This is a genomic window from Sphingomonas sp. BK345, assembly GCF_014193845.1.
Lineage (GTDB): Bacteria > Pseudomonadota > Alphaproteobacteria > Sphingomonadales > Sphingomonadaceae > Sphingomonas.
This window is the reverse complement of sequence record NZ_JACHZX010000011.1, coordinates 1-16,104: the sequence shown is the minus strand read 5'-3', so window position 1 is coordinate 16,104 and position 16,104 is coordinate 1. Positions and strand designations below refer to the sequence as shown.

At 71.5% G+C, this 16,104-nt stretch carries 13 protein-coding genes; 8 read left to right on the top strand and 5 right to left on the bottom strand.

Annotated elements, in window-relative coordinates; genetic code table 11:
* The gene (locus FHY03_RS20005; protein ID WP_183932206.1) at window positions 1–1,137 is read right to left on the bottom strand and encodes a thiolase family protein; all 1,137 of its coding nucleotides are present in this window, start codon (window positions 1,135–1,137) and stop codon (window positions 1–3) included.
* Window positions 1,138–1,318: 181 nt separating this feature from the next.
* Between FHY03_RS20005 and FHY03_RS20000 the strand changes: the two genes are divergently transcribed.
* Window positions 1,319–1,906 carry an alpha/beta hydrolase gene (locus FHY03_RS20000; protein ID WP_183932205.1) on the top strand — a complete coding sequence of 196 codons (588 nt, stop codon included), beginning with the start codon at window positions 1,319–1,321 and terminating at the stop codon, window positions 1,904–1,906.
* A gap of 123 nt (window positions 1,907–2,029) precedes the next feature.
* Here FHY03_RS20000 and FHY03_RS19995 read toward each other — a convergent pair whose 3' ends face one another.
* From FHY03_RS19995 to FHY03_RS19980, 4 genes are all read right to left on the bottom strand, one after another.
* A complete protein-coding gene (locus FHY03_RS19995; RefSeq protein WP_183932204.1) occupies window positions 2,030–3,028 on the bottom strand; it encodes a sugar kinase in 999 nt (332 codons plus the stop codon).
* 53 nt (window positions 3,029–3,081) lie between these two features.
* Complete coding sequence (locus tag FHY03_RS19990) at window positions 3,082–3,495, bottom strand: thioesterase family protein (RefSeq protein ID WP_183925965.1); 414 nt, start codon at window positions 3,493–3,495, stop codon at window positions 3,082–3,084.
* 188 nt (window positions 3,496–3,683) lie between these two features.
* Window positions 3,684–5,051 (bottom strand): FAD/NAD(P)-binding protein, encoded by a 1,368-nt coding sequence (locus FHY03_RS19985; protein WP_311722474.1) that lies wholly within the window; start codon window positions 5,049–5,051, stop codon window positions 3,684–3,686.
* Window positions 5,048–6,136, bottom strand: a complete 1,089-nt coding sequence (locus FHY03_RS19980; protein WP_183932203.1) for a Gfo/Idh/MocA family protein — start codon at window positions 6,134–6,136, stop codon at window positions 5,048–5,050. Before FHY03_RS19980 ends, FHY03_RS19985 begins: the two co-directional genes overlap by 4 nt.
* 30 nt (window positions 6,137–6,166) lie before the next feature.
* Between FHY03_RS19980 and FHY03_RS19975 the strand changes: the two genes are divergently transcribed.
* The 7 genes from FHY03_RS19975 to FHY03_RS19945 all read left to right on the top strand — a co-directional run bounded on the left by FHY03_RS19975 (window position 6,167) and on the right by FHY03_RS19945 (window position 15,808).
* Complete coding sequence (locus tag FHY03_RS19975) at window positions 6,167–7,063, top strand: aldo/keto reductase family oxidoreductase (protein ID WP_183932202.1); 897 nt, start codon at window positions 6,167–6,169, stop codon at window positions 7,061–7,063.
* On the top strand, window positions 7,060–8,124 hold the full coding sequence (locus FHY03_RS19970; protein WP_183932201.1) for an LLM class flavin-dependent oxidoreductase: 1,065 nt from the start codon (window positions 7,060–7,062) through the stop codon (window positions 8,122–8,124). Before FHY03_RS19975 ends, FHY03_RS19970 begins: the two co-directional genes overlap by 4 nt.
* A gap of 390 nt (window positions 8,125–8,514) precedes the next feature.
* Complete coding sequence (locus tag FHY03_RS19965) at window positions 8,515–9,762, top strand: MFS transporter (protein ID WP_183925956.1); 1,248 nt, start codon at window positions 8,515–8,517, stop codon at window positions 9,760–9,762.
* Between the two features lie 112 nt (window positions 9,763–9,874).
* A complete protein-coding gene (locus tag FHY03_RS19960) occupies window positions 9,875–11,035 on the top strand; it encodes a glycoside hydrolase family 43 protein (protein ID WP_183932200.1) in 1,161 nt (386 codons plus the stop codon).
* Window positions 11,036–11,178: 143 nt separating this feature from the next.
* Window positions 11,179–12,627 carry a xylulokinase gene (gene xylB / locus FHY03_RS19955; RefSeq protein WP_183932199.1) on the top strand — a complete coding sequence of 483 codons (1,449 nt, stop codon included), beginning with the start codon at window positions 11,179–11,181 and terminating at the stop codon, window positions 12,625–12,627.
* Between the two features lie 36 nt (window positions 12,628–12,663).
* On the top strand, window positions 12,664–13,974 hold the full coding sequence (xylA, locus tag FHY03_RS19950) for a xylose isomerase (RefSeq protein WP_183932198.1): 1,311 nt from the start codon (window positions 12,664–12,666) through the stop codon (window positions 13,972–13,974).
* Window positions 13,975–14,227: 253 nt separating this feature from the next.
* Window positions 14,228–15,808: an aldehyde dehydrogenase (NADP(+)) gene (locus tag FHY03_RS19945; RefSeq protein ID WP_183932197.1), complete on the top strand. Its 1,581-nt coding sequence runs from the start codon at window positions 14,228–14,230 to the stop codon at window positions 15,806–15,808.
* Window positions 15,809–16,104: the final 296 nt, after the last annotated feature.

The following is a 16,104-nucleotide window of genomic DNA, read 5'->3' as shown; positions in this document are numbered from 1 at the left end:
TCACGCGCGCTCCAGCACCGTGGCAATGCCCTGCCCGCCGCCGATGCATTGCGTCGCCAGCGCGTAGCGGCCGCCCTCGCGCTCGAGCAGCGCCGCCGCCTTGCCGACGATGCGCGCGCCGGTGGCGCCGAGCGGGTGGCCGATCGCGATCGCGCCGCCGTCGAGGTTGATCGTCTCTTCTTTGAGGCCCAGGTCGCGGATGCAGGCGATCGCCTGGCTGGCGAAGGCCTCGTTGATCTCGACGACGTCGAGATCGCCCGCGGCGATCCCGGCGCGCTCCAGCGCCTTCCTCGAGGCGCCGATCGGCCCCAGCCCCATCGTCTCGGGCGCGCAGCCGGCGACACCGACCGACACGATCCGCGCCAGCACCTTGAGCCCGTGCTTCACCGCGAACTCTTCGGAGGTGACTAGCACCGCGCTGGCGCCGTCGGTGAGCGGCGAGGAAGTGCCCGCGGTGACCGAGCCGTCGGCGCTGAACGCGGGCTTGAGCCCGGCGAGTACCTCGGCGGTGGTCTCGGGGCGGATGATGCCGTCCTGCGTCACCTCGCCCTTCTTCGTGCGGATCGGCACGATCTCCTCGGCGAGCCGTCCCTTGGCGCGCGCCGCGGCCGCCTTCTGCTGGCTGTTCACCGCGAACGCCTCCTGCTCGGCGCGCGTGATCTGATATTGCTGCGCGACGTTCTCAGCGGTCTGGCCCATCCCCATGTACGCGCCCGGGCTCTTGGCGGCGAGCTCGGGGCTGGGCAGCGGGTTGTAGCCGCCCATCGGGATGCGGCTCATCGACTCGAGCCCGGCACAGATGAACGCCTCGCCCGCACCGATCTGGATCTGCCCCATCGCGATATGGATCGCGCTCATCGACGAGCCGCAGAAGCGGTTCACCGTCATGCCGCCGACCGACAGCGGCAGGTCGGCGAGCAGCCCGACGAGGCGCGCGACGTTGAGCCCCTGCTCGCCCTCAGGGAAAGCGCAGCCCAGGATGATGTCCTCGATCGCGGCGGGATCGACCTTCGTCTTCTCCAGCAGCCCGCGGATCACCTGCGCGGCGAGGTCGTCGGGGCGGACCCGCGCCAGCTCGCCCTTGCCCGCGAGCTGGAAGGGCGACCGGGCGTAGCCGGCGATCACGACGTTGCTCATCTCATACCTCTCGAGTCCGAGTTCGTTGGATGCCGCTTACGTCAACGTCAACGCACGCTCAAGCCGGGATCGGCTCGCTTCGCTGCGATGATAGAAGAACTGCTGCGATGCCAAGTGCATCTGGACTCGTCTCCGCGATCGGATAGCCTAGCCTGCGAACGCCGATCCGTGGGAGACGATCATGTTCGCCATCGCCGACTCGGGGCCGTTCGCGGTGCTCGCGATCAACGACTCGGCGCGACCCGTGCCGACCTGGAAGACGATGTTCGGCTGGCCCGCCGATGATCCGCGCGCGCTGCCGCTGTCGGTCCGCTCGCGCGCCGACCGCAAGATCTGGGCGGCCAAGGTCGACCAGGCCGTGTGCGCGACGCAGCGGCCGGTGCTGCTGATCGCCGACGGGCTGGGCTGTGCCGCGAGCGCCTGGTGGGGGCGGCTTTCGCCCGCCGACTATGTTTCGCGGATCGCGGGCGCGCTGCTGTTCGCCCCACGCGGCGAGGAGACCGGCGTCGACGGAGACCCCGGCCTGTTCGCCTCGCCGGGTACGCCGCTGCCCTTCCCCTCGGTGGTGATCCAGCCGCAGCACGACGAGGCGGCGATCCGCTCGACGCTCGACGCCTGGGGCAGCCAGCTTATCGCCGGGCGGCGGGTCCGCAGCGTCGCGGACGAGCGCGGCGCGTGGCAGCAGGCGCAGCGCTTGTTCCTGCGCGTGACCCACCAGGTCGCGGCGCACGAGGTCGCGCGTGCCGAGGCGCTGATCGGACGACGGTAGCGGACGCCCGCCTAACCGCTGGATCCGTGCTCCTGCGCGAGCAGGAGCACAGAGCCGCGGCGTGGGCGTGACTAGCACTGGCCTCCTGCGTGCGCAGACGCACGGCGCGGTGCGTTCAGGCCCCTACCGCCGCACGTCCAACTCACCGCTGAGGAACGCGTCGAGGTCGCTCTCGCGGAACAGCCCGGCGTCTCCCGGCAGCGAATGTTTGAGCGCCGCGAGCGCCAGCCCGCTCCGCGCCGCCGCCGCGGCGCCCTCGCCCCGCCGCAACGCGTGGAGCACGCCGGCGGCGAAGGCGTCGCCACCGCCGATCCGGTCGACGATCCCGGCGAGCACCACTTCCTCGCTCTCGACCGCCGCCTCGCGCGTGTCGATCCGCGCCGAGAGCCGGTTGAGGTCGACATGCTCGACGTGCCGCGCGGTCGAGGCGATCGTCCGCAGCGTCGGGAAGGCGTCGAAGGCCGCCTCGGCAGCGCGCCGCGGATCGCCGGCGAGATCGTCGCGGCCGAGCAACAGCGCGACGTCGCGGTGGTTGCCGAACATCAGGTCGGCGTGACGGACGATCTCGCCGAGGATCGCGCGTGGATTACCGTCCCAGCGCGCCCATAGCTTGCCGCGCCAATTGCCGTCGAATGAGACCGCCACTCCACGCGACGCCGCCGCTTGCGCCACCGCTACCGCGCTGCGGGCTGGCACCGGACCGAGCGCGGGGGTAATGCCCGAGAGGTGGAGCCGGTCGACGCCGTCGAGCAACCGGTCCCAGTCCCACGACTCGGCCGGCGCCTCGGCGAAAGCGGAGTGAGCGCGGTCGTACACCACCTCGGTCGCGCGCAGCCCCGCGCCGGTGGTGGCGAAATAGAGCCCGATCCGCTCGCCGCCGAGCGCGACATGAGAAACGTCGACCCCGTGTGCGCGCAACGTGCGGAGCGCGGCGCGGCCGAGATCATTATCGGGCACGCGGCTGGCGAAGGCGACGTCATGGCCGAGGCAGGCAAGCTGGGTGACGACATTGGCCTCGGCACCCGCGACCCAGACATCGAGCCGCGGCGACTGGAGCAACAGCTCGCGCCCCGGCGGCGACAGCCGCAGCATCACCTCGCCGAACGCCAGCAGTCTGCCCATCGCTCTCCCCTAACCCGTTGCGCCGCCGTGTGTCGGGGCTCGGGACAGCGACGTCAACCGCGCGCGGTGCCGGGCTCGGCGACGAAGCGCGCGATCACGTCCTTGGCGAGACGCGCCGGGCGCTGCGTCGCGGCGTCGAGACAGCACCACACGCTGCTCACCTCGGCGACGATCTCCTCGCCGCGCTTGAACAGGGTGCTGAAGAAGGTGCGCGCGCCCTGCGCCTTCTCCGCGATGACCTCGGCGACGATGCCGTCCTCAAGAAAGGTCGGGCGGCGGTAGGTGATCTCGTGCTTGAGCGCGACCCAGAGATGCTGCGCCACCGCCTCGGGCGGCGCGACGCGCTCCCAATAATCCATCACCGCGGCCTGAACCCACTTGAGATAGACAGCGTTGTTGACGTGGCCCATGAAGTCGATGTCCTCGTCCGCGACATGGACGGGATATTCGTGCGCGTGCGCGGTCATGAGTCGGTCTTCCAGTGACGAGCCCGGAGCGTACGGGATCGCGCCGCGCCGCACAATCCGCGCCTGACCCGCGCTGCACTGTTATGATGCGCCGGTCCGGGCGCTTCCATGCTCCCGAACGCGGACGTTGCGGGCGTTGACGCCGCGCTTGCGGCTCCAGGCTCCTGCGCCCGCAGGAGCACGGCTCCTCACAGCCCCTCGCCGCCGACCCATTGCGCGTTGGCGAGGCGGCGCGCGAGCGTCCAGTTCTGCTGCCGGATATCGGGCACCGCCACTACCTCCCAGAGCTCGCCGCGCGTCATCGGCCCGATACAGTAGAGCCGGTCGCTGATCCCGCCGTCGGCGGCAACGACGCGCGACTGGCGGTCGACGTCGAGGCCGATCCGCAGCGCGTCGGGCCGGATCATCCCGGCGGCGAGCAGCTGGCGGATCAGCGGCTCGCGCGAGCGCAGCAGATCGCCCTGCGGTCCGGTGCAGTTGACGATCCGCGCCGCGCGCGTCGTCGTCACCGCCTCACCGCCGCGCGCACGCCAGTGCAGCAGCGCGTGCGTGCCGTCCGCCTCGGCCGCCACCAGCTTGCCCGCGGCGAAGCGCAAGCGCCCCGCCTCGACCAACGCGTCGATCCGACCCGCCACCGCGGGGGCGAGCCGGTGGCGGTGCACGTCCCAATAAGGGCGCAAGTGGCGGAGGAAGCGCGCGCGCGTCGTCGCGTCGGCGCTGCCCCACATCATCTGGGTCACCGGGCGCAGTTCGTCGACAGCCGCGCGCCAGCCGATCGCCTCGGTGCGGTCGCGCACCGCGCGCACCAGCGCCGAGAGCGTCGCCGCGGGCCGCTCGCTCAGCCCCGGTCGCGGCGCGCCGTCGGCGTGGCGGCGCGGCACCAGCCCGCGCCGCGACAGCGCGAGGATGCGCCCGCGGAACCCCGCGGATTCGAGCAGCAGCGCGGCATCAATTGCTGTCAGCCCGGTGCCGACCAGCACCACCTCGTCGTCGTCGGACAGCCCCTCGGCGATGTCGCCGGACCAGGGGTCGGCGCGGTAGCAGTCCTCCGGCAGCGTCGCCGGGTCGAGCCCGGGCGGGCTGTGCGGCGGCAGGTTGCCGAGCGCGAGCACCGCGACATCGGCCTCGACGCGCCCGCCCTCGGCCAGCGTCAGCGCGAAGCCGCGCGAGTCGCAGTCGAGCGCGCAGACCTCGCCGGTCACCAGCGTCAGCCGCTCCGGATGCGCCGCGGCGGCCTCCTCGAGCATCGCGCGGAGATAGCGGCCGTAGGTCTTGCGCGGGACGAAGGTGGCGCGGTCGCCCAGCCGCTCGCGCTCGAGCCAGCGGACGAAATGGTCGGGGTCGTCGGGCAGCGCGCTCATGTTGCCGGCGCGGACGTTGAGCAGATGCTCGTCGTGCGCGGCGCTATAGGCGACGCCGCGCGCGACCTGAGCGGGGCGTCGCTCGATCAGCGTCGCGCGAGGGCCATCGTGGCGGACGAGGTTGATCGCGAGCAAGGTCCCCGAGAAGCCGCCGCCGACGATCGCGACATGGTCGCCCGGCTGCACCAGCGTCACAGCCCCAGCTCCCGCATCTCGACCACGCGATGCTCGCGCGCGCTGATTTCGGCGGCGACGCCGATCGCGACCGCGCGCAGCCCGTCTTCCGCGCTCACCTGCACCGGCGCCTTGCCGCGCACCGCGGCGGCGAAGGCGAGATGCTGGTAATAGGTCGCCCCCTCGTGGCTGCCGGCGGCGTGCGCGACCGGGTCGATCGCCACGGTCGTTCGCTCCACGCGCTTGGCGTTGCCGAAGCCAGTGCGCGGCGAGAACACCAGCTCGCCCGGCGGGATCAGCACGTCGAGCCGCGCGGCGTCCCCGGTGGCGCTCATCTCCTCCTGGTGCTCGGCGCCGTCGGCGAACATGCAGAGGTCGAGCAGGGCGCGGACGCCGTTGCTGAAGTCGACCGTGGTGTAGCTGTTGTCGATGATGTCGGGGCGCTCGCAGCCGTAGCGCTCGTCCAGGTGGTTGACGTCCATCGCGCCAGAGCAGTGAACGCGCACGGGCTCGGCGCCGGTGATCACACGCATCAGGTCGAAGAAGTGGCAGCATTTCTCCACCATCGTGCCGCCGGTGTTGCGGGCGAAGCGGTTCCAGTCGCCGACCTTCTTGAGGAAGGGGAAACGGTGCTCGCGGATCGACAGCATGCGCAACGCGCCGACGCGCCCGGCGTGCACCTGCGCGATGAACGCCGCGGCCGGCGGCATGAAGCGATATTCCATGCCGGTCCAGAACGGCGCCGCGCGCGTCGCTGTCCGATCGACGATCCAGCGCGCGTCGTCGAGCGTAGTGGCGAGCGGCTTCTCGCACAGGATCGCCGCCTCGGTGGCGAACAGCGGCTCCAGCACGGCACGGTGGGTGTGGTTGGGCGAGGCGATCACGACCGCGTCGACCTGGGCGTCGCGCGCCAGTGCCTCGGCCGAGTCATACGCGATCGCGCCCGCGGCCGCCTCACCGAGCGCGTCGCGCGCCCAGCCGAGCGAGGTCAAGACCGGGTCGGCGAGTGCGACGACACGCGCGCCCGGCACCAACGCGATGTTGCGCAGGTGCTCGACCCCCATCATCCCCGTGCCGACCAATCCGTACCTGATCTCGGCTACCATCACGTCCAACCCTGTGCCATGCCGCCGCGGATGACGACGCTGCGCCTATCGAACCAACCGCGCCCGCTCGGCAAGAGCGGGCTGACCGTCTCACCGCTCGCCTGGGGCATGTGGCGCCTCGCCGGCGACGACATTGCACCGGTGCGCGCGCTGATCGATGCCGCGCTCGAGGCCGGGATCTCGCTGTTCGACACCGCCGACATCTACGGCGCCGACGTGCCCGCCGGCTTTGGCTCGGCCGAGCAACTGTTCGGCCGCGCGCTGGCCGAGGATCGTGCGCTGCGCGACCGTATGGTGATCGCGACCAAGGGCGGCATCCGGCCCGGCGTCCCGTACAACTCGAGCGTCGACTATCTTGCCGAGGCGCTCGACGCCTCGCTGCGCCGCCTCGGCGTCGAGGTGGTCGACCTCTACCAGGTCCACCGCCGCGACTTCCTCACCCACCCGCAGGAAGTCGCTGCCGCGCTGACCCGCATGGTGGAGAGCGGCAAGGTGCGCGCGCTGGGCGTCTCCAACCATTCGGTGCACGAGCTGGAGGCGCTCCAGTCCTTCCTCGCGCACCCGCTGGCGAGCACGCAGCCCGAGTTCTCGCCGCTGCGCGCCGCGCCGCTGTTCGACGGCGTGCTCGACCAGGCGATGCGGCTCGACCTCGCGGTGCTCGCCTGGTCGCCGCTCGGCGGCGGGCGGCTGGCCGACCCGTCGCACCCGGCGGCGCGGCTGCTCGCCGAGCAGGGCGCCGCGTTCGGCGTCGACGCGGCCACCGCGGCGCTGTCCTGGGTGATGGCGCATCCCGCGCGCGTGATCCCGATCATCGGCTCGCAGAACCCGGCGCGCGTGCGCGCCGCCGCGGACGCGTACAAGGTCGAGTGGACGCGCGCGCGCTGGTATGCAGTGCTCGAGACCGGCATGGGGGAGAAACTGCCATGACGCGCCCGCCCTGCGAGGTAAGCTGGTTCTCGGCGTTGTGCGACGACGATTACGAGTTCCTCGGCGTTCCGGACGAGCGGCTGCGCTCGTCGTGGGAGCATTGCCGCGACATCGTGCTCCAGGCCGAGACCGGCGGGTTCGACAATATCCTGCTGCCGTCGGGCTACACGCTCGGGATCGACACCACCGCCTTTGCCGCGGGCATCGCGCCGCTGCTGCGCCGGCTATGGCTGCTGATGGCGGTGCGCGTGGGCGAGGGCTGGCCGCCGCAGCTCGCGCGCCAGATCGCGACGATCGACCGGATGCTGGGCGGCCGGCTGACCGTCAACATCATCTCGAGCGACCTGCCGGGCGAGACGCTGGAGAGCGCGCCGCGCTACCGCCGCACGGTGGAGGCGATGCACATCCTGCGCACGCTGCTCGACGGCAAGTCGCTCGATCACCAGGGTGAGTTCTGGCAGCTCCAACTCGACCCGCCCGGCATCACCACCACGCTGGGGCGCTGTCCGCTGCTTTATTTCGGCGGCCTGTCGGAGGCGGCGCGCGACGCCGCGGCCGAGCAGGCCGACGTCTATCTGATGTGGCCCGACACGATCGAGGGCGTGCGCGGCATCGTCGCCGACCTGCGCGCGCGCGCCGCGGCGAAGGGGCGGACGCTGCGCTTCGGCTATCGCGTCCATGTCGTGGTGCGCGAGAGCGAGGCCGAGGCGCGCGACGCCGCGGACCGGCTGCTGTCGCGGCTCGACGATGCCACCGGCGCCGCGATCCGCGCGCGCTCGCTCGACTCGCAGTCGGCGGGGGTGCGGCGCCAGGCCGAGCTGCGCGAGGGCAGCGACGACGGCTATGCCGAGGCCAACCTGTGGACCGGGATCGGGCGCGCGCGCTCGGGCTGCGGCGCCGCGATCGTCGGCGACCCCGATCAGGTGCTCGCCAAGCTGGAGGCGTATCGCGCCGAGGGGATCGATGCCTTCATTCTCTCGGGCTACCCGCACGCCGCCGAGGCCGACCTGTTCGCGCGCCACGTGCTGCCGCGGCTCGACCACGCACCGCTGGCGCGCTAGGGTGGTGCGGCAGGGTGCGCGGGCACGGGGAGTGGCGGAATGGGCGCCTTGGCCCCGCCCTCCCCTCCCGCTCCGTTATTCGAGGCTCCTCCGTCATCCCGGACTTGTTCCGGGATCCACCGTGTTCCGAGCGCAGCGGTCGTCGAGCCCATGGGCGGGTAGCCCCCGGAACAAGTCCGGGGTGACGGAGGACGTTCGCGGACGAGCCGTATCGCCGAACTGGGACAAGCCGGCTCACCTTGATGCCGCTCACACCCTCGCCCGTCACGCCGGGCTTGACCCGGCATACATGGCGCCGCGTACACAACAGGCGTGGAGCGCGCGGCACCATGGCCCCCGGCTCAGGGCCGGCGTGACGAGGAGGGGGGCGATCGTACCGGCCCGCGCCAGATGACCCGCAGCCTCGCCGACCTCGGCTCCGCCCGTCGCTCCCTCCTCTTCGCGCTCGTGATCACCGCGGGCGTGCTCAACCTCGTCGACCGCCAGATCATCGCGGTGCTCAAGCCGCAGATCGCCGCCGACCTCCACTGGAGCGACGACGATTACGGCACGCTCGCCGCCTGGTTCCAGGCCGGTGCGGCGGGCGGCTTCCTCGTTACCGGCTGGATCGCGGACAAGCTCGGGGTGAAATGGGCCAACCCGGTCGGCGTCGCGGCGTGGAGCGTCGCCGCGCTGCTGCACGGCTGGGCGCGCACCACGATCGAATTCGTGCTGGTCCGCGTCACGCTAGGCGCCACCGAGGCGATGGGCACGCCCACCGCCACCAAGACCGTCGCCGCGGTACTGCCCGCCAACTGGCGCTCGGCCGGCTTCGGCGTCAGCAACGCGGCGAGCAGCCTCGGCGCGATCCTGGCGCCGCTCGCCATCCCGGCCGCGGCGCTGCTGCTCGGCTGGCGCGGCACCTTCGCCGCCGCCGGCGTGATCGGGCTCGGCTGGGCGCTGGCCTGGCTGGTCGCCACGCGTGGCCTGCGGCTGGACTCGCCCGCAATGGTGCCGGGCGCGTCGGCGCCGGTCGACTATGGCCCCATATTGCGCGAGCGGCGAACGTGGGCGGTCGCGGGCGCCAAGCTGCTGTCCGACGCGACCTGGTGGCTGCTGCTGTTCTGGCTGCCCGATTTCTTCCACCGCCGCTTCGGGCTGAGCGGGGTCGAGCTCGGCGTGCCGCTGGCGCTCGCCTATGGCGGCGCCGCGCTCGGCTCGCTGCTCGGCGGCGGGATCGCGACCCGACTGCTCGCACTCGGGCATCGCGCCTGGACGGTGCGGCGGGGGGTGATGCTGGCGGCGGCGCTGTGCGTACTGCCCGTGCCGCTCGCGCTGGCGACCGCTAGCTATCCTGCCGCGGTGGCGCTGATGGCGCTCGCGCTGGCGGGGCATCAGGCCTTCTCCACCAACCTGTTCGCGCTGATCGCCGACATCGTGCCGCAGCAGAAGGTCGGGCGGGTCACCGCCTTCGGTTCGTTCAGCGGCAATGTCGGGGGTGTGGTGATCTCGAAGGTGGCGGGCGTGGTACTCGCGGCGGGGCTCGGCTACCTGCCGCTGCTGCTTTTCGCCGCGGTATCGTACCTGCTCGCGCTGGGCTGGATCGTGCTGCTGCTTGGCACCGCGCTGCGGACCGGGCGTGCATCGTCCCGTGCCTGATCGAACGTCACGCGGTCACACGATCAAAGCTGTTGCGCGGACCGCATGGTAGCGCTAACTATCTCACCGACGCGGGCGAAGATCCGCTGCGAACCGAGAGGAGTACGCCCGAATGCGCCCATCCCGATCCACTGCCCGCCGGCTGCTGCTCGCCGCGCTCGCGCCGCTGCCGCTGATCGCCTGCTCGTCGCAGGAGAGCGGCTCAGCCGCCGCGAGCAACAACGCGACCGCCGAGACAGCCGGCTGGGACCAGGAGCGCGCGCCGGACGGTCGGTCGTATCTCTCACAGCCGCTGGTGCGCGACATCTACACCGCGGATCCCTCCGCGCACGTCTGGCCTGACGGTAAGCTGTACGTCTATCCCAGCCACGACATTCCGACCGAGACCAAGGACGACGATCTCGGCAACCAGTACGCCATGCGCGACTATCGCGTGCTGCGGCTCGACGAGCCCGGTGGCAAGGTGACGGTCGGCCCGGTCGCGCTCGACGTGAAGGACGTGCCCTGGGCCTCGCAGCAGATGTGGGCGCCCGACGCGGCCTTCAAGAACGGCACCTACTACCTCTATTTTCCGGCGCGCGACCGCACCAAGGATCGCAACGGCCTGGGCGCGTTCCGCATCGGCGTCGCCACCTCGAACAACCCGATGGGTCCGTTCAAGGCCGAGCCCGAGGCGATCAAGGGCAGCTACTCGATGGACCCGGCGGTGTTCACCGACGCCGACGGCACCTCGTACATGTATTTCGGCGGCATCTGGGGCGGCCAGCTCCAGCGCTGGCAGGACGGCAAATACGATCCCAACGGCAGCGACACCGACCTGAAGCAGGACGACCAGCCCGCGCTCTCCGGCAAGGTTGCCAAGCTCAACGCCGACATGAAGAGCTTCGCCGAGACCCCGCGCGACGCGGTGATCCTCGACGAGAAGGGCAAGCCTGTGCTCGGCGGCGACCATGAGAAGCGCTTCTTCGAGGCGTCGTGGGTCTTCAAACGCGGCGGCCAATACTACTACACCTACTCGACCGGCGACACGCACTTCCTCAACTATGCGATCGGCAAGACGCCCTATGGCCCGTTCACGTACAAGGGCCATATCCTGAAGCCGGTGCAGGGCTGGACCACGCACCACTCGATCGTCGAGTGGAAGGGCAAATGGTGGCTGTTCTATGCCGACACCCAGCTGTCGGGGAAGAACCACCTCCGCAACGTCAAGATGACCGAGCTGAAGTTCAACCCGGACGGCACGATCCCGACGATCGACCCGTTCGTGAAGTGAGGCGCGCGGCAGTACGTCCAAGCTGTTCCCCGGCTAAGGCCGGGGCCCAGTTACGGAACGTGCGGGCTGACTCGCTGCCGCCTTCCCACCTGGATCCCGGCCTTCGCCGGGGCACGACCAACGCATCCGAAGGCTAGAATACCATGTTCCTCGGCATCGACATCGGCACCTCGGGCGTGAAGGCGGTGGTCATCGACCCCGCGGGCGCGATCGTCGCGCAGGGTACCGCCGCGCTCACGGTTCAGCGCCCGCACCCGCTCTGGTCCGAGCAGGACCCCGAGGCGTGGTGGCAGGCGACCGAGGCGGCGGTGCGCGCGCTCCCCGCCGAGGTGCGCCGCTCGGTGCGCGGCATCGGGCTCGCCGGCCAGATGCACGGCGCGACCTTGCTCGGTGCCGACGACCGCCCGCTGCGTCCCGCGATCCTGTGGAACGACGGCCGCTCCTTCGCGGAGTGTGCGGAGCTGGAGGCCAAGGCGCCCGAGCTGCACCAGGTCGCCGCCAACCTCGCCATGCCCGGCTTCACTGCGCCCAAGCTCCTCTGGGTCGCGCACCATGAGCCCGAAGTGTTCGCCGCGATCCGCACCGTGCTGCTGCCAAAGGACCATGTCCGGCTGCGCATGACCGGCGAGAAGGCGAGCGACGTGTCCGACGCCGCTGGCACGCTGTGGCTCGACGTGGCGAAGCGCGACTGGAGCGACGACCTGCTCGCCGCCACCGGGCTCAGCCGCGAGCAGATGCCGCGCGCGGTCGAGGGCAGCGACGTCGCCGGCACGCTGCGCGCCGAGATCGCGGAGCGCTGGGGCATGGACCAGGTGCCGGTCGCGGGCGGCGGCGGCGACAATGCCGCGGGCGCGGCGGGCGTCGGCGTGGTCAAGGACGGCGACGCTCTGCTGTCGCTCGGCACCTCGGGCGTGATCTTCGTCGCCACCGCCGAGCTGCGCGCCAACCCGGCGGCCGCGGTCCATGCCTTCTGCCACTGTCTGCCGAACCTGTGGCACCAGATGGCGGTGCATCTCTCCGCCGCGGTCTGCGTCGACTGGGCGGCGCGGCTGATCGGCGCGGCGGGGGCGGCCGAGCTGTTCGCGCGCGCCGAGTCGGCGGGCGTCGGCAACGGCCCCGAGCTCTTTCTCCCGTATCTCTCCGGCGAGCGCACCCCGCACAACGACGCGCAGGTGCGCGGCGGCTTCCTGCGGCTCGACCATGACACCACGCCCGAGCGGCTCGCCCAGGCGGTGCTGGAGGGCGTCGCCTTCGCGCTGGCCGACGGCGTGCGCGTGCTGCGCGAGTCGGGCACCGCGGTCGAGCGGCTCTCGGTGATCGGCGGCGGCGCGCGCTCGCGCTACTGGGGCGAGACGCTCGCCGCCGCGCTCGAGGTCGAGCTCGCCTATCTCAAGGGCGGCGAGGTCGGCCCGGCGATGGGCGCGGCACGGCTGGCGCAGCTCGCGGTCGACGGCGGTACGCCCGCCGAGGTCTGCGTTGCGCCGCCGGTCAGCCACGTCGTCGCGCCCGATCCCGCGCTGGTCGACCGGCTTGCCCCCAAACGCGCCGCCTTCCGCGACGCCTACCCCCGCATCGCGCCGCACGCGGCCTGATCTTACCCACGAACCACCACGCCAAGGAGCGCCTGCATGGCCACCGACTTCTTCGCCGACATCCCCCAGATCAAGTACGAGGGGCCCGACAGCGACAACGAGCTCGCCTATCGCTTTTACGACAAGGACCGGGTCGTGCTCGGCAAGCGCATGGAGGACCACCTCCGCTTCGCCGCCTGCTTCTGGCACACCTTCTGCTGGCCCGGCTCGGACGTGTTCGGCGGCGGCACGTTCAACCGCCCGTGGCACGCCGGCGCCAACGACAGCGCCGCCGCGGCGCAAAAGCGTGAGGTGGCGTTCGACTTCTTCGGCAAGCTCGACGTGCCGTATTACTGCTTCCACGACGTCGACGTGATGGCGGACGCGCACGGCGTCGCCGAGCACCGCCGCTACTTCGCCGAGGCGGTCGATCATCTCGAGAAGCTGCAGGCCGCGTCGGGCCGCAAGCTGCTGTGGGGCACCGCCAACCTGTTCAGCCACCCGCGCTTCGCCGCCGGCGGCGCGAGCAACCCCGACCCTGAGGTCTTCGCGTTCGGCGCGGTGCAGGTGCGCGACGCGCTGGAGGCGACGCATCGGCTCGGCGGCCAGAACTACGTGCTGTGGGGCGGTCGCGAGGGCTATGAGTCGCTCCACAACACCGATCTCAAGCGCGAGCTCGACAATCTCGGCCGCTTCCTCAGCCTCGTCGTCGAGCACAAGCACAAGATCGGCTTCGACGGCACGATCCTGATCGAGCCGAAGCCGCACGAGCCGACCAAGCACCAGTACGACTTCGACACCGCCACGGTGTACGGCTTCCTCAAGCGCTACGGGCTGGAGAACGAGGTCAAGGTCAACATCGAGGCGAACCACGCCACGCTCGCCGGCCACACCTTCGAGCATGAGATCGCCACCGCCGCCGCGCTCGGCATCTTCGGCTCGATCGACGCCAATCGCGGCGACCCGCAGAACGGCTGGGACACCGACCAATTCCCCAACTCGGTCGAGGAACTGACGCTGGCGATGCTCGAGATCATCCGTGCGGGCGGCTTCACCACGGGCGGGTTCAACTTCGACGCCAAGGTACGCCGCCAGTCGATCGACGCAGCCGACCTGTTCTACGGCCATGTCGGCGGCATCGACACGGTCGCGCGCGGGCTGCTCAACGCGGCGAAGCTGATCGAGGACGGCCGGCTCGACTCGATCAAGCGCGACCGCTACGCCGGCTGGGACGGCGCGTTCGGCCAGCAGGTGTCGTCGCTCGACCTCGCCGGGATCGCGGACCTCGCCGAGCGTGAGAATGTCGACCCGCGCCCGCGCTCTGGCCAGCAGGAGCGGATCGAGAACCTGCTCAATCGCTTCATCTGAGAGAACGGCGGGGCGGCGTGGGTCACGCCGCCTCGCCATGGTGACGGGACGTTCGCCGAAACTTGACTATCCCCGGCGAAAGCCGGGGTCCGGTTGGAAACGCCGTGGTAGCACCCACAAGCGTCCCCCACCTGGGCCCCGGCGTTCGCCGGGGAACAAGGTTGCGGTGAAGGCGGCGAACCTACCCAGGGTTGCGCCCCCTCCTACCGCCGCCTAAATATGTCCGACTAATTCCCCAGAGCCGAGGATATTCATGATCGACGGAGCGATGCTGATCGGTGCCGAGTTGCGCCAGGCCGAGGCGCGGTTCACCGCGGTCGACCCGGCCAAGGGCGCGCCTCTCACCCCGACCTTCTCCTCCGCCGGTCCCGACGCCGTCGCCGACGCCTGCGAGCTCGCCGCCGCGGCCTTCCCGGCCTATGCCGCGACCGCGCCCGAGGACCGCGCCGCCTTCCTCGAGGCGATCGCCGACGAGATCGTCGCGCTCGGCGACCAGCTGATCGAGCGCGCGCAGCAGGAGAGCGGGCTGCCGCGCGCGCGGCTCGAGGGCGAGCGCGGCCGCACCGTCGGCCAGCTCAAGCTGTTCGCGCAGGTGGTGCGCCAGGGCGACTGGCTCGACGCCACGATCGACCCCGCGCTGCCCGACCGGCAGCCCCTTCCCCGCCCCGACCTGCGTCGCATGAACGTCGCTGTCGGGCCGGTGGCGGTGTTCGGCGCCTCCAACTTCCCGCTCGCCTTCTCGGTCGCGGGTGGCGACACCGCTTCGGCGCTCGCCGCGGGCTGCCCGGTGGTGGTCAAGGGCCATCCGGCGCACCCGGGCACGGGCGAGCTGGTCGCGCGCGCGATCCGCGCCGCGGTCGACAAGGCCGGGCTGCCCGCGGGGGTCTTCTCCTACCTGCCGGGCGAGACCAACCGGCTCGGCGAGGCGCTGGTCGCCGATCGCCGCATCAAGGCGGTCGGCTTCACCGGCTCGCGCGGGGGCGGGCTCGCGCTGGTGAAGATCGCGGCCAACCGCGCCGAGCCGATCCCGGTCTATGCCGAGATGTCGAGCATCAACCCGGTCGTCATCATGCCGCACGCGCTCGAAGCGCGCGGCGAGGCGCTGGCGCCGGCCTATGTCCAGTCGCTGACGATGGGCGCGGGGCAATTCTGCACCAATCCCGGCCTCGTGCTCGCGATCGCGGGCGAGGCGCTCGACGCCTTCGTCGCCGCGGCGGGCCGCGCGCTGACCGAGAGCGCGCCCGCGACCATGTTGTCGCCCGGCATCCACGCCAGCTTCGAGCAGGGCGTCGAGGCGCTGGCACGTCACAGCGCGGTGACGACGGTGGCGCGCGGCAAGGTCGGCGAGGGCGTCAACCAGGCGGTCGGCGCGCTGTTCCGCGCCGACGCGGCCAGCTTCCTCGCCGATCGCGCGCTCGGGCACGAGGTGTTCGGCTCGTCCTCGATCGTGGTGGCGTGCCGCGACATGGACGAGGTGCGTCAGGTGATCGCCAGCCTTGAGGGCCAGCTCACCGCGACGCTCCACCTCGACGGCGAGGACGAGGCGGAGGCCAAGACGCTGATCCCGGTGCTCGCCGATCGCGTCGGTCGCATCCTGGTCAACGGCTGGCCGACCGGGGTCGAGGTCAGCCACGCGATGGTGCACGGCGGGCCCTTCCCGGCGACCAGCGACGGCCGTACCACCTCGGTCGGGACCGCGGCGATCTACCGCTTCCTGCGGCCGGTGAGCCTGCAGAACCTGCCCGCGTCGCTACTGCCTGAGGCGTTGTCAGACGCCAACCCCTGGGGCGTGGCGCGACGGCTCGACGGCAAGCGCGAGGCGTCGCCGCGATAAGCTGTGGGTCGGGGTGGAACACGGGAGGGCGGCCTTACGAGGCCGCCTTTTTCGTTGGTGGGGCACTCACGCGGAGGCGCGGAGGCGCAGAGAGGGCGCCCGGTGAGCGCAGTTGTCCTCGCGCGCGGTCCCGTGAGTTGGCGCGGCGCCCTCACCTCCTGGCGTCATCCTGAGCTCGTCTCAGGATCCACTGTACCGCAAGCGCCACGGCCATCGGGTACGCGGCACGGTGGATCCTGAGACAAGCTCAGGATGACGCTAGTGGCGGATGGTGGTGCCAGCCGACACGCACGGCA

Coding starts and splice junctions, on each gene's coding strand:
- FHY03_RS19990 (WP_183925965.1), bottom strand. CDS start 3,495: ATGACCGCGCACGCGCACGAATATCCCGTCCATGTCGCGGACGAGGAC.
- FHY03_RS20005 (WP_183932206.1), bottom strand. CDS start 1,137: ATGAGCAACGTCGTGATCGCCGGCTACGCCCGGTCGCCCTTCCAGCTC.
- FHY03_RS19995 (WP_183932204.1), bottom strand. CDS start 3,028: ATGGGCAGACTGCTGGCGTTCGGCGAGGTGATGCTGCGGCTGTCGCCG.
- xylB (WP_183932199.1), top strand. CDS start 11,179: ATGTTCCTCGGCATCGACATCGGCACCTCGGGCGTGAAGGCGGTGGTC.
- FHY03_RS19970 (WP_183932201.1), top strand. CDS start 7,060: ATGACGCGCCCGCCCTGCGAGGTAAGCTGGTTCTCGGCGTTGTGCGAC.
- FHY03_RS19945 (WP_183932197.1), top strand. CDS start 14,228: ATGATCGACGGAGCGATGCTGATCGGTGCCGAGTTGCGCCAGGCCGAG.
- FHY03_RS19965 (WP_183925956.1), top strand. CDS start 8,515: ATGACCCGCAGCCTCGCCGACCTCGGCTCCGCCCGTCGCTCCCTCCTC.
- FHY03_RS19980 (WP_183932203.1), bottom strand. CDS start 6,136: ATGGTAGCCGAGATCAGGTACGGATTGGTCGGCACGGGGATGATGGGG.
- FHY03_RS19960 (WP_183932200.1), top strand. CDS start 9,875: ATGCGCCCATCCCGATCCACTGCCCGCCGGCTGCTGCTCGCCGCGCTC.
- FHY03_RS19975 (WP_183932202.1), top strand. CDS start 6,167: ATGACGACGCTGCGCCTATCGAACCAACCGCGCCCGCTCGGCAAGAGC.
- xylA (WP_183932198.1), top strand. CDS start 12,664: ATGGCCACCGACTTCTTCGCCGACATCCCCCAGATCAAGTACGAGGGG.
- FHY03_RS20000 (WP_183932205.1), top strand. CDS start 1,319: ATGTTCGCCATCGCCGACTCGGGGCCGTTCGCGGTGCTCGCGATCAAC.